This window comes from Arthrobacter sp. FW306-06-A, assembly GCF_021870055.1.
Classification (GTDB): domain Bacteria; phylum Actinomycetota; class Actinomycetes; order Actinomycetales; family Micrococcaceae; genus Arthrobacter.
This window is the reverse complement of the sequence record NZ_CP084552.1, coordinates 4,250,503-4,263,303: the sequence shown is the minus strand read 5'-3', so window position 1 is coordinate 4,263,303 and position 12,801 is coordinate 4,250,503. Positions and strand designations below refer to the sequence as shown.

The following is a 12,801-nucleotide window of genomic DNA, read 5'->3' as shown; positions in this document are numbered from 1 at the left end:
CACCATGACGCAGCACAGCCGTGCTAAATCCGATGTTTTTGTGCCGAGCGGCCAGATCCAGTTCGGCGTCTTCTTCCAGGGCGTTAACTCCGGCACCATCTGGAAGGCGCCGGAATCCGGATCACAGACGGACTTCGAGTCGTTCCGTCGCATCGCGCAGACCGCCGAGCGGGGGCTGTTCGCCGCGTTCTTCCTGGGGGAGGGGCTGCGCCTGCGCGAGCACCTGGGCCGCCCGCACGCCCTGGATGTGGTGGGCCGGCCGGACGCGCAGACCATGCTTGCCGCCCTGGCGTCCGTCACGGAGAACATCGGCCTGGTGGCCACGCAGAACACCACCTACAACGATCCCGCGGACCTGGCGCACCGGCTCGCGTCGCTGGACCTGATCTCCGGCGGCCGCGCGGCGTGGAACATCGTGACCACGGACAACGCGTGGACCGGCGCGAACTTCCGCCGCGGCGGCTACCTGGACCACGCCGACCGGTACAAGCACGCCGAAGCGTTCGTGGAGACCGCCAAACGGATCTGGGACTCGTGGCAAACTCCGGAAGGGCCCGCCCGGCGTGTGCTGCACGAGGGCCAGCACTACACGGTGGATGTGACGCCGCGGCTGCCGCGCAGCGCCCAGTACCGGCCGGTGCTCTTCCAGGCCGGCGATTCGCCCGAGGGACGCAACTTCGCCGCCCGGCAGGCGGACGTGATCTTCTCGGCCCATCCCAAGTTCGACGCAGCCGTGGAGTTCCGGAAGGACCTCGTGGAGCGGTCCATCGCCGCAGGCCGTGGGGCGAACGCAGTGCAGATCATGCCCGCGAGTGAATTCATCCTCGCCGCCACTGCCGAGGAAGCGTTGGAGAAGAAGGACTGGGTGCGCAGCCTGCAGATCGGACCGCAGCAGGCGGTCGCCTACCTTGAGCAGTTCTGGGGACGCGAGCTGTCCGAATACGATCCGGACGGGCCGCTGCCGGAGATCGATCCCGTGGTGGAGGAAACCTCGGAGACCCGCGGCAGCGGCTTCCACGGAGCCAAGGCCCGGCAGCTGGCCGACCAGTGGCGGGCCGAAGCCAAGGACAAGGGGCTGTCCATCCGGCAGTTCGTCACCTCCAAGACGGCCCGCATCGACTCCACCTTTACCGGCTCCTACACGGCGGTGGCGGACCAGTTGGCCGAGTACGCGCGCGTTGGCGCGGTGGACGGGTTCAACATCTCCCCGTGGCTGATTCCCACCGGCCTGGACGACATCGTGAACCACCTGGTGCCGGAACTGCAGGAACGCGGCGTGTACCCCACCGAGTACCGCGGCAGCACGCTCCGCGAGCACCTGGGGCTGGAGACGCCGGAGCGCGCAGCGGCTGGGGCTGCCGAGGCGGTTCGAGCCTGATGCGCTGGGCCGGTCTTGCTGAAAGGGACGACGACGGTGGCGAGGTGGGCGCCGCCGTCGACCCTTCCGTGGGTGCGTCCTCCCACACCGTCAGGCTGCAGCTGACGGTGTGGGAGCAGTGGCTGTAGGGCTCTGGGTAGTCAGGGGTGTGGCCGGCTACAGGATGCCTGTGGGCACAAGGAGCGCCCATGCCATGGCCGGGGCAGCCAGGACAACCGCCCCGGCATAGAACATGAGCTGGCGGTAGACCCGCTGCCGGTCGTCCTCCCGGGCGTTGGCCACCACCAGGGCGCCATCGGTGGAGAAGGGCGAAACGTCCACAACCGTCGCCGCGACGGCCAGGGACGCGACGGTTCCGGAGGCGCTGAGGCTGCTGGCGGCCAGGAGCGGGCCCGCCATCGGGATGAACGCGGTGAGCAGAGCAGTGGACGACGCGAAAGCCGAGCCGACTCCGATGACGTAGCACAGGACAAGTGCGATGAGCAGGGGTGCGCCGAGTGCCAGCGCCTGCTGGGCCAGCGTGTCGATGACGCCGACGCGCTGGAGCAGCGAGACGTAGGTGATCATCCCTGCCACCAGCAGGACCGTGGACCAGGAAATGCCGCCAATAAACGTGCGGTGCTCCTTGATGTTGACCAGCGCCAGCAGGAGGCCGGCGGAGAGGGCCACGAACCCAATCGGCAGGTGAAAACCCAAGGTGCACACCAGCAGCCCCAATATCAGTACCAGGGTGAGGACCTGCTGGCCGTGGGGCCGGATGGCCGTGGCGGGGCCTTGCAGCGTGGCGGCGCCGCTGAGGGAATCATGCAGCCGCCGCATGAGGACGAACGCGATGATGGTCAGCACGGACAGGATGAGGTTGAGCGCGAAGCTGGCGGCGAACAGCGCCATCGGGGAAACGGGGAAGCCGTTTTTCACCGAAATGTTGTGGACCAGCACGCCGGCCACGGACAGCGGGGAAAAGCCGCCTGCGTGCGCGCCATTGATGATGAACGCCCCCATGAGCACGGGGTGGAGGCGCGACTCGTAGGCGAAGCCCATGGCCGCCGGGGCGAGGAGCGCGACGGCGGCGGGAGAGAACGTGCCAAGGGACGTCAACACGGCGGCCACGAGGAAGAAGACCCACGGCAGCAGCATCGTCCGCCCCCTGACCAGCCGCACGCATGCCTGGACAATGATGTCGATGGTGCCGTTCCGTTGGGCCATGCTGAAGAAGTAGGTGACGCCGATGATCGTCAGGACGATGGCGGCCGGAAACTCGGCAAGGATCTCAACGTCGGTCATGCCAAGCATGAAGTAGCCGACGCCGAACGAGGCCACCAGTCCCATCACGCCAATGTTCAGCGGCCACTTGGTGGCAACGATGAACATCACCACCAGGATGACGAGCGGGATGATTTGGGTGGCTGTCATGGCCTGCTCCGATGTCGTGGTGACCGCTGGTTTGGCGACGACGTTACCCCACAACGGCGGTTCGCCCGGGGCGTGGCGCCCCGGGCGAACCGCGGTGGTATTCATTTTGCACAGGCGGTCAGTGTGCCAGGGCAGGCTCGGCGAGCTGCACCTTTTCTGCTTCGGTGGGCACGAAGCCGGCCTGGAGTTCGGAACGGAGCTTGGCCATGTCCAGCTCGCCCTGCCATTTGGCGATTGCCACGCAGGAGACGATGTTGCAGACCGTGCTGGTGAGGGCTCGGGCCTCGCTCATGAAGCGGTCGATGCCAACGATGAGGGCGACGCCGGCCACGGGGAGGGTGGGCATGACGGTCAGGGTCGCCACCAGGGCCACGAATCCGCTGCCGGTGACACCGGCCGCACCCTTGGAGGTCAGCAGCATCATGCCGAGCATCAGCAGGATCTGGCCCCAGTTGAGGTGGATGTCGCAGGCCTGGGCGATGAACATGGAGGCGAGGGTGAGGTAGATGGCCGTTCCGGTGAGGTTGAAGGAGTAACCGGTGGGAACCACCAGTCCCACAACGCTGCGGTCGCAGCCGATCCGTTCGAGCTTGGAGAGCAGGCGCGGCAGGACGGGTTCGCTGGAGGACGTGGCAAGGACGATCAGGAACTCGTCCTTGAAGTAGCGCAGGATCTGCCACAGGCTGAAACCGGTCATCTTGGCCAGGACACCCAGGCCCACCACCACGAAGACGATGCAGGCGGCGTAGAAGGCAAGGATCAGCATGCCGAGGTTTCCAATGGAGTGCGCGCCGTACTTGCCAACCGTGAATGCCATGGCCCCGAAGGCTCCCAGCGGGGCTACCTTCATGATGTAGCCGAACATGATGAAGAGCAGCTTGTTGAAGCTGTTGACCACGTCCAGGGCCAGCTTCCCGGGTGCACCGAGCTTGCTGAAGGCAAAGCCGCACAGCAGCGCAATGACCAGCACGGGCAGGACCTCACCGTCGGCGAAGGCGCCAACGAAGGTGGTGGGGATGATGCTCAGGATGAAGTCCACCGGGTTGCTGCTGGGCAGCTGCGTGGTGTACTTCTGGGCCACCGAAGAGTCCAGGTGCGTGGGATCAATATGCATGCCGGCGCCGGGCTGGAACAGCGTCACCGCGGCCAGGCCCAGGGCCAGGGCGAGTGCCGTCAGTGCGTAGAAAAGGCCCAGCGAACGGATCAGGGTGGGGCCCACCTTTTTGGTGTCCCGCAGGGAGGTGATGCCTCCCACGATGGTGCAGAACACGATGGGGGCGATCATGAACTTCACGAGTTTCACGAAGCCGTCACCGATGGGCTTGAGCGATGCGCCGAGATCCGGCCACAGTGCGCCTACAACGACGCCGAGGGCGACTCCGATGAGTACCTGGACATACAGGTGTCCGAGGATGGATTTGATCTTCATTGAACAACTTCCTGGTTGTTGCGGCCCCATTAATAATGGGGCAAAGAGATAAGGGTTTTAGGCGGACAGCTCAGCGGGCTGGGCCACGTCGATGTCTGCAGTAGCGATGTGCCGGGCCGCCCGGTGGAGGGCCACTTCGGTGACGGCGCCTGTGTCATCGGAAATGATGTCGGCGGTGATTACGCCGGCAGGCGTCCCTATCCGCAGCACACGAAGACTTCCGGTGCTGGTGGAGGGTGATAGTCCCGCTGCATTGGCCACCACCGATGACTCCAGCGAGGCTGCAAGGGCAACTGCCACGGCTGAGGTCAGGCCGATGGCAGGGTGCGGCGCGAGCATGGACAGCATCCGCACCCGCACGTCGTGGCTGTCGGCAGGAATGGTTGTTCCGTCGGCTGCGATGTAGTCGCCGGCAGGCGCTACAACACCCACTTTCGGTACAGCGTTCTGCGGCGGGTCCTCCGGCTTCCGGAGACCCATAATGAGGCCAGCCGACGCGCGGGCTGCAATGAGCGTGGGCAGCTGCGCGCTGAGGTTGTCCGTCATCGAGGACAGATCGACGACGGCTTCCTCAGCGGGGAGGAACACAGCCGGGGCGCCTGCGTCCACCATGGTGGCACTGAGCGTCCTGCCATCTACCTGGAGCTGGTCCACCGTGTTGCCGGTAGGCAGCACAGACCCCGTGCTCTTGCCCCAGGGGCTGTGGAAGGAGAGATTGACGGGGACACCCGCTGCGCTGCTGCCGGGAACCCGCGCCAAACCTGACTTGGGGATGCGCCCTCCCGGGGTGGGTACGCTTCCGGTGAGCACCGCCCCGGAGGTGAGGTGGCGCATGCGGACCTTGGTCATGCCGTCCTGGGCGGCAACGATGCCCGACTGGACCGCGAACAGCGCAATGGCCGTGGCGCAGTTGCCGCAGTTGGAACCCAGCTCAACGGTAGGGTCACCGATCCCCACCTGGGCGAAAAGGTAGTCAAGGTCTGCCTCGGTGTCAGGAGTTGCCCAGATGACTGCAGCCTTTGACGTGGTGGACGTGCCGCCCCCGACGCCGTCCAGCTGCCGCGCATCCGCTGCGCCGAAAGCTGCTGAGAGCAGTGCGGGGATTTCCTCGCGGGTGGGGGCATGGAGGGCCACGTCCCTGGCATCGAAGAGCCAGCACTTGCTGGTGCCGCCCCGGTACCAATGTCCTTTGAGTCCCACTGTATTTCTCCCTTGTAACGTGCAGGGTGCTCTACTTCACAGCACCTCGTACTTCTACGATCCGGGATAAGAGGCTTCAGCACAATCACAAGAAAATCGACAACCATCTACTTTTGCTAAACTCAACCTATGGCAATCCTCGACCTTCACCGGCTTCATGTGCTTCGTGAAGTGGGCCGCTCCGGCTCGCTGACATCCGCTGCTGCGGCCCTTTCGTTCACGACCTCGGCGGTCTCGCAGCAGATAGCCAAACTTGAGCAGGAGATGGGCGTGGTCCTCATCGAACGCCACCCCCGGGGTGTAGTCCTGACCGAAGCGGGACACGCCCTCCTGCATTACGCGGATGAGATCGACAGGACCGTTGAAGCTGCCCGCGCCGAAATGGGGGAGTTCGCGGGCCTTCGACGGGGGCAATTGCGACTGGGGACTTTCCCCACCGTGGGAGCATCGCTGATGCCGGACGTTGTGCTGGCGTTCCGGGCCCGGCACCCTGAGGTGGCGGTAACGGTTGTCAGTGCCAGGCGGGACGGCCTGCTGGAACGGCTTCGGCGACGGGAAATCGAACTCACGCTGCTGTGGGACTATCCGTGGCAGCAGATCGACGATCCCGATTTGACCCTGGTCAGGCTGATGAATGATCCAACGGTGCTGCTGGTACCGCGTGACCACCCCATCGCGAAACTGGCCTCGGTCCGCATCGGCGCACTGAGCGACCAAGAATGGGTGGTGCGCGACGAGCACCCCGTTGCCGACGTCCTCAGCCGGGTGTGCCGCGACGCAGGGTTCGAGCCGCGGATCGCGTTCGCAGCCAACGATTACCAAGAGACGCAAGGCATGGTGGCTGCAGGCATCGGAATCGCCCTGGCGCCCAAGCTGGCGCTGACCGCCCTCCGCCCCGACGTCGTCGCGGTCCCCTTGGCTGGATCCCCAAAGCGCCGGATCCTCCTTGCCCACCTGGCAAACCGGCGGCTCAGCCCTGCCGCGCAGCAGGCAACCAAGGTGTTCAGATCCATCGCCAAAGGCGGGGTTTCCTAACAAAGGCGCGGACCGGCGTCGTGCGGCGTCCTTTCCGTTGCCACCTGACTGGCCAGGGGCCCGTCGACGAGTGCGCGGGCAAGGTCCATGAACTCTCCGTGGGTCACCGGAGCGGGAGCCGTCAAGGCGGCCGCCGGGCGGGTGTTGCGGGCGATGGCAAAGTTGTCGCTGACGAAGCGCCGATGCACGATGACGCTGTTGATTGCCGGTAGCACCAGCAGGAACTGCCCGTAGTTACCTGCTGCCAGGAAGGCCCCGTCCCACCGCGGGTTGCGTTCCCGGGGCAGCCACCAAAGGTAGCCGTAGTCGCAGTTGCCAAAACCGGTACCTGCCGCCATGTCTTCGCGCATCACGTGGGAGGCCACGCTTGCCTGGATCCACTCCTGCGGCACTCGTTGCCGGCCCTCCCACTGCCCACCGGCCGCCATGAGCAGCCCGATCTTTGCCAGATCCCGGGCGGAAAGAAAGAAATGGTAGGCCGGGAAGGCGGACTTGGATGCGTCCCCGAGCATGAGCTGGCGTGTGGGCTCATAGTCCTCGAATCCCAGCGGACCGGCCAGGTGTTTTTCGAACGCTTCGAAGACGGTCACACCGCTGACCTTCTCGAAGATGGCGCCGGCGGCGTTGAAATCCCAGTTGTTGTAGAGGAAATGCTGCCCCGGTGCTTTTGTGCCGCGCGGGGGGAACGCATGCTCGTCACTGCCCGGGCTGGAGGGCGGATGGTAGACCCCCGAACGCGAGGTCAGGAGGTCACGGAGCCGCGCCGTCCTCTCGAGGGGCAGCAGGCCGCCCACATCATCAACACCGAGCTCCTCGAGGGTCGCGTCGAGGCTGACCATGCCGGCCTCCACCTGGATGCCGAAAAGGATCGAGAGCAGGCTCTTGCGGACAGAGGCGACGTAGCTGGCCCGGGTGGTATCGCCGAGTTCCAGGACGGTTGCCCCGTTCCGGAGGACCAGCAGGGAGGAGGTGTTCCGGGGCACCGGAAGTGCGGGGTCGTGGGCGGCGGTCACGGGGCTCCTGGCGGTGGGTGAAACCAAAAAGCCTGGGGACCCGGCGAGGCCGGGTCCCCAGGCACGGTTCAGGGCTTACTTGGTGTAGCCGAACACCTGGTTCCACTTGGTCAGGTCGTCCTTGCCGTAGGTCACGGCGTCCGTGTTCTGCATCCGGTAAACCTTGCCGGAATCGACGGCCGGGAGGGTCACACCCATGATGGTGGGCGGTGCAACGTCGGTGCGGACCGGGTATTCGCCGATCTGCGCGAAGACCTGCTGGCCCTGCTTGGAAAGGTTGTAGTTCATGAACACCTTCGCGGCTTCCACGTTCGTGGCCGTGCCCGTCATTCCCAGGTAGTAGTCGTAGGAGACGAGCCCTTCCTCCGGGACGATGAACTTCACGGGAGCCTTATCCTGCACGGCCGAGATGTTGGTGCCGCTGATGGTGACCGTGCCCACGGCTACTTCGCCGCGGGCCAGGGCGGTGGCTTCGGCGCCGAGCGAATCGTAGATCTTGGGCTTCTGCGCAGCATACTTGGCGAAGTAGTCGCCGCCCATCTTGGTTTCCATGAACCTGTTCAGGGCGGCGGTGCTGCCGCCCGAGCCGCCCTGGACGATGCCCAGCTTGCCCTGCCACTTACCGCCCACAGCGTCAGCCCAGGACTTGGGGGCATCGGCTTCCTTCACCAGCTGCGTGTTGTAGCCCAAGGTGTACACCGAGTTGAACATGCGGGTGAACTGTCCCCCGTCCACGGAAACGTCCTTGAGCGCGGAGGCGCCGGGGACGTCATAGGCCTTCCAGACTTTCGCGTCCTCCATGGACTTGGCGATCCGGTAGTCGGAAGTGCGGATGACGTCGGCGCTGAGCTTGCCGGCACCCTGCTCGGACAACACACGCTCTGAGAGCTTGTTGGGGGTGAGCCGTACCACGTTGACCTTGATGCCGGTGTCCTTGGTGAAGGCATCCACCAGGGCGCTCTCAGAGGAATCGGTGTATCCGGAGTACAGCGAGAGGGTCTGTGTTTTCGCCTTCTCGTAGGTTGCCTTGTCAGCGATGGACTCGCCGTTGATGGCCAGCCCGTCGTCGGTCTTTACAGCCGCGCTGGCAGTGACGACGCCGGCGCTCTGGGCGGCGCTTCCACAGCCGGTCAGGCTGAGGGCCAGGAGCACTCCGGCTGCGGTGAAGGCGGGGAGCTTGGACGCTAACTTCATTGTGGGTGTCCCTTTCGAGGTGGGGGTGAGGTTCAGTTCTTGGTCTTGCGTTCGCCGCCGACTTTTTGGGCGATGACGGCGAGGATTCCGATGACGAGGCAGTACAGGACGCTGACGGCGGCAGCCGCCTGGCTTTGGCCGTTGTCGAAGTTGTCGAACACGAGGATGGAAAGGATCCGGGTGTTCGAGGTGAACAGGAAGATGGAGGCGCTGAGCTCCCGCATGGACAGCATGAGGAACAGCAGGAATGAGGACATGATGCCGACGCGCATCAGGGGCAGGGTGACGTCCAGGACGGACCTGGTGCGTCCCGCACCGAGCATGACGGCGCTGTCCTCGAGGTCCTGGTCCATCTGGAGCATCGAGGCGGATACGCCGCGGTAGCCCTGCGGCATGAACACAGCAACGCAGGCGACGGCGAGGATCGCCAGCGTCCCGTAAATGGGCAGCGGCAGCAGCAGCCAGGTCCAGAGCAGTCCGATGCCCATGACGATGGCGGGGACGGCCAGAGGGGTCATCGCCACCAGTTCGATCAGGCGTCCCACCTTGGACTTGGTGCGGTACCGGATGTAGGAGGCGATGAAGCTGAGGGTGGTGCCGGCGAACGCTGCGATCAGGGCCACCAGCACGCTGTTCTTGAGCGCGAGCTGGAAATCGTTGGAGCCGAGGACCTCGATCAGTTTGGCAAAGCTGAGGGAATTCGCCTCGAGCAGCTGGGACATCGAAGACACGAAGGGGGTGGCCTGCATCGAAGCGGCCAGCAGCGCGAGCATGGGCAGGACCACGGAAACCGCGAAGTAGGCCAGGGCGATGATCGTAAAAGGCCAGCGCATCTTGCGCAGCGGCACCTGGCGGGGACGGTTGCCCTTGCCGGTCATGGTGGTGAACTTGCGCTTGTTGATGATGCGCTGCTGGATGAGGGTCACGGCCATCAGCGCAACGGTCAGGATCACTGCAACGCTGGCCGCCTGGTTGCTCTTCGCCGGTGTTGCGCTCATGAGGCGGTAGATGTAGGTGGGCAGCGTGTCCACGCCGGCGGGGTTGCCGATGACCTGGGCCACCGGGAAGTTTTCCATGGTCAGCGCGAAGACCAGTACCGCGGATCCCAGGATGGCCGGCAGGGCCAGGGGCAGGGTGACGGTCCGCAGCATGGTGCGCAGCGGAGCCCCGTGAACCGTTGCCGCTTCTTCGAGGTCGGCGTTCATCATCGACAGCGAGCTGTGCAGCAGCAGGAAGGCGTACGGGGCGTAGAAGATTCCCAGCACGAACACCAGGCCCGGCAGGCTGTAGATGTTGATGGCGGCGTCAATGCCCAGGTCGCGGAGGAAGATGTTGATGTACCCGGCGCTGGGCGAGCACAGCAGTGACCAGGCCAGGGCGCCGACCAGGGCGGGAATGAACATCGGTGCCATGCCGATAAAGAAGATGAACTTCCGCCACGGTGCATCGGAACGGGCGCATACGAAGGCCAGGAATGCGCCAATCAGCAAAGCGATGATTGCCGAGCCCGCCCCCACCATGAGCGAGTTGACCAGGGCGCCAAGCGCTTCCGGAGTGGCCAGCAGCGCCAGGTTGGACAACGTCAGGCCGCCCAGGGAGATGCTGCCCGGCCGCGGAACACTGTCGGAGAATGCTGCGAGCAGGACCAGGGCAAGGGGCAGGACAATGAGGACGCCGAGGATGACCAGGACGATCAGGCCAGGAGTGTTCTTCCGGAGGCCCGCGATGGTCCGGGCAGAGCGGTAGTCCCGGGGTTCGGGCTTCAGTGCAGGGAGGGCCGCGGCACGGCGGGTCGCCTGGCTGGTCTTGAGGCTCATGCGAGGACCTCAGCCGGCAGGATCTGGACTTCGCGGGGGTTGACAGTCACCCAAACCCGGTCGCCCACCTTGTGCTGTTCGCCGCGCCTCAGCCCGCCGAGTGCGTCCAGTTCGGGCCCGGATTCCAGCTGGATCGCATACCGGATGTCGTTCCCCTGGAATCCCGCTACCCGGACCGTTCCGGGCCAGGAGTTGGGGTGTTCCGTTGGCAGGGCGGTGATCTGCAGGTCCTCCGCCCGGATGCAGACCTTGGGGGATGTGCCTGCATCGGTGGCCTGCTGCGCCGACTGGACGGTGAGCTCACTGTTGGTGATGCGTGCGGTGGTAGATCCCGCGGCCGTGCCTTCGGGGGTGCAGTCCATGATGTTGGAGACGCCCAGGAAGTGTGCGATCGAGGCGCTGGCGGGCGCCTCGTACATGTGCTGCGGGGCTCCCATCTGCACAATCCGTCCGCCCTGGAGCAGTGCGATCCGGTCTGCCAGCGCGAAGGCTTCGTGCTGGTCGTGGGTGACGTACACGCAGGTGAGTCCCAGCTGGAGCTGGATTTCACGCAGCTCCACCCGAAGCCGGTCACGCAGGCGGGCGTCAAGGTTGGAGAGCGGTTCGTCGAGCATGAGCACGCTGGGCCGCATCACCAGGCTGCGCGCCAGGGCGACACGCTGCATCTGGCCGCCGCTGAGCAGGCTGGCGCCGCGGTCTGCGTACGGCTCCAGCCCCACAAGCGTGAGCGCCTCCATGACGCGCTCATCGATTTCGTTCTTGGGAAGCTTCTTCTGCTTGAGGGAGTAGGCGACGTTCTGGGCCACTGTCATGTGGGGCCATACGGCGTAGGACTGGAAGACCATGCCGACGTTGCGCTTGTTCGGGGGCAGGTTGATGCCCTTCTCGGAGTCGAAGACCACAACGTCGTCGATGATGATCCGCCCCGAGGTGGGCTCCTCCAGGCCGGCAATGCAGCGCATGGTGCTGGTCTTGCCGCATCCCGACTGGCCCAGGAGGACCAGTGCTTCGCCGTCTTCAACGTCGAGGTTAAGGTTTTCGATGGCAGTGAAGCTTCCGTACTTCAGCTGCAGGTTTTGAATGCTGATCTTCATGGCTGATTCCTTGGGCTGGTTATTTCCGGTAGGGGTTTGTTCAGTCACTTGGCACCAGGATGGTGCTTTCGCTGATGACGCGGGCGGAGCGTTGGAAGGAGACTTCAACGGGATCGGCTGCGTCCAGTGCCAGGGCGGTCTTGCCTTTCAGCAAGTGGATAGAGAGTCCGGGCTCCGCCGCCGGAACCATGCTGCGATGCACCACGCTGCCTGCAGTGCCTGAGGCGGCAGCGACGGCGACTGCACTGGTGAGGCCGATGGCGGGATGCAGCGCGGTCATGGAGATCATCCGTGCCGAGACGCCGGTTGCTCCTTCCGGGGGCGGCCCCACGATGCCAACCTTTGGAATGGAGCTGAGGTTCTGCGGCAGGTTCATCTTGACCGCCGCCGCGGCGCGAAGCTGCGGGGCAATCCGGACCAGCGACTCCAACGCTTCCTCACTGCCTGTCGCATCCAGTCCCAGGTCTTGTGCATCGAAGAGCGCTGCCGGAGCACCCGCGTCGATCAGCGTCGCCCGGTACCGCCGTCCGTCCAGGTCGATGTCGTCGACCGCATTGCCCGTGGGGAACTGTGTGCCGTAGCTGGACCACGAGGCTTTCTGGAAGATGACGTCGATGGGGACTCCGGGGTAATGCTGGCCATCGAGGCGCCGGCCACCGTAGGCAGGTACTTGCGCCCCCGGCGTCGGGATCTCGCAGACGAGGCGCAGCCCTGTCACTGTGTTCAGGATGGGGACCCGGGTGACGTCCGCGGTGGGCGCGACGAGCCCGGCATGCAGCGCGTACAGGCCCAGGGCGGTTGCGCAGTTGCCGCAGTTGCTGGCCCACTCAACGGCGGGCTTGTCGATGGCCACCTGCGCGAACCGGTAGCGGACGGTTCCGTCCGGGTCCGTGCCGGCAACGGTGATCGCCTTGCTGGTGGTGGATGAGGCCCCGCCTACTCCGTCGATTTGGCGGAGGTCCGGCGAGCCAAAAGTGCGGATAAGGAGGCGTTCGGTCTCCAAAGGACCGGACGGAAGGTCCTCGTCCCGGAATATCCAGCACTTGCTGGTGCCGCCACGGACGAGCGTGGCCGGGACCGGGGTCACCGGGAGGGAGCCGCCCTGCGGTTCGTCCCTGAATAGAAGCGTCATTGGTTCTCCTGGAGTACCCGCGCCACCGTGTGCAGCCGCCGGGCAAATGTTCAAAGTCAGGCAATCCGGAGTTCGGTAGATGCCCGTTTGTATGGC

The 12,801-nt window shown here is 65.1% G+C and carries 11 protein-coding genes; 3 read left to right on the top strand and 8 right to left on the bottom strand.

From position 1 onward, the window contains the following. The first annotated feature begins 4 nt into the window (after positions 1–4). Together LFT49_RS19935 and LFT49_RS22640 are read left to right on the top strand one after the other, a co-directional pair. Positions 5–1,378 (top strand): NtaA/DmoA family FMN-dependent monooxygenase, encoded by a 1,374-nt coding sequence (locus tag LFT49_RS19935; protein WP_237429194.1) that lies wholly within the window; start codon positions 5–7, stop codon positions 1,376–1,378. After that, the gene (locus LFT49_RS22640; RefSeq protein ID WP_272912530.1) at positions 1,378–1,506 is read left to right on the top strand and encodes a hypothetical protein; all 129 of its coding nucleotides are present in this window, start codon (positions 1,378–1,380) and stop codon (positions 1,504–1,506) included. Before LFT49_RS19935 ends, LFT49_RS22640 begins: the two co-directional genes overlap by 1 nt. Positions 1,507–1,534: 28 nt before the next feature. Here LFT49_RS22640 and LFT49_RS19930 read toward each other — a convergent pair whose 3' ends face one another. The 3 genes from LFT49_RS19930 to LFT49_RS19920 all read right to left on the bottom strand — a co-directional run bounded on the left by LFT49_RS19930 (position 1,535) and on the right by LFT49_RS19920 (position 5,420). Next, positions 1,535–2,791, bottom strand: coding sequence for an SLC13 family permease (locus tag LFT49_RS19930; protein WP_237429193.1), 1,257 nt, complete (start codon positions 2,789–2,791; stop codon positions 1,535–1,537). 118 nt (positions 2,792–2,909) lie between these two features. Next, complete coding sequence (gene dctA / locus LFT49_RS19925) at positions 2,910–4,220, bottom strand: C4-dicarboxylate transporter DctA (protein ID WP_237429192.1); 1,311 nt, start codon at positions 4,218–4,220, stop codon at positions 2,910–2,912. 57 nt (positions 4,221–4,277) lie between these two features. Continuing rightward, complete coding sequence (locus LFT49_RS19920) at positions 4,278–5,420, bottom strand: PrpF domain-containing protein (protein ID WP_237429191.1); 1,143 nt, start codon at positions 5,418–5,420, stop codon at positions 4,278–4,280. Between the two features lie 129 nt (positions 5,421–5,549). Here LFT49_RS19920 and LFT49_RS19915 point away from each other — a divergent pair, with 129 nt between their 5' ends. Continuing rightward, positions 5,550–6,455 (top strand): LysR family transcriptional regulator, encoded by a 906-nt coding sequence (locus tag LFT49_RS19915; RefSeq protein ID WP_237429190.1) that lies wholly within the window; start codon positions 5,550–5,552, stop codon positions 6,453–6,455. On the opposite strand, the gene LFT49_RS19910 is transcribed toward LFT49_RS19915, so the two are convergent. From LFT49_RS19910 to LFT49_RS19890, 5 genes are all read right to left on the bottom strand, one after another. Continuing rightward, the gene (locus tag LFT49_RS19910; protein WP_237429189.1) at positions 6,452–7,468 is read right to left on the bottom strand and encodes a serine hydrolase domain-containing protein; all 1,017 of its coding nucleotides are present in this window, start codon (positions 7,466–7,468) and stop codon (positions 6,452–6,454) included. The genes LFT49_RS19915 and LFT49_RS19910 overlap by 4 nt on opposite strands. A gap of 75 nt (positions 7,469–7,543) precedes the next feature. Further along, positions 7,544–8,662, bottom strand: coding sequence for an ABC transporter substrate-binding protein (locus LFT49_RS19905; RefSeq protein WP_237429188.1), 1,119 nt, complete (start codon positions 8,660–8,662; stop codon positions 7,544–7,546). 32 nt (positions 8,663–8,694) lie between these two features. Then, on the bottom strand, positions 8,695–10,479 hold the full coding sequence (locus LFT49_RS19900) for an ABC transporter permease (protein WP_237429187.1): 1,785 nt from the start codon (positions 10,477–10,479) through the stop codon (positions 8,695–8,697). After that, a complete protein-coding gene (locus LFT49_RS19895; protein ID WP_237429186.1) occupies positions 10,476–11,573 on the bottom strand; it encodes an ABC transporter ATP-binding protein in 1,098 nt (365 codons plus the stop codon). Before LFT49_RS19895 ends, LFT49_RS19900 begins: the two co-directional genes overlap by 4 nt. 40 nt (positions 11,574–11,613) lie before the next feature. Further along, positions 11,614–12,705, bottom strand: a complete 1,092-nt coding sequence (locus tag LFT49_RS19890; RefSeq protein WP_237429185.1) for a PrpF domain-containing protein — start codon at positions 12,703–12,705, stop codon at positions 11,614–11,616. Between the last annotated feature and the right edge of the window lie 96 nt (positions 12,706–12,801).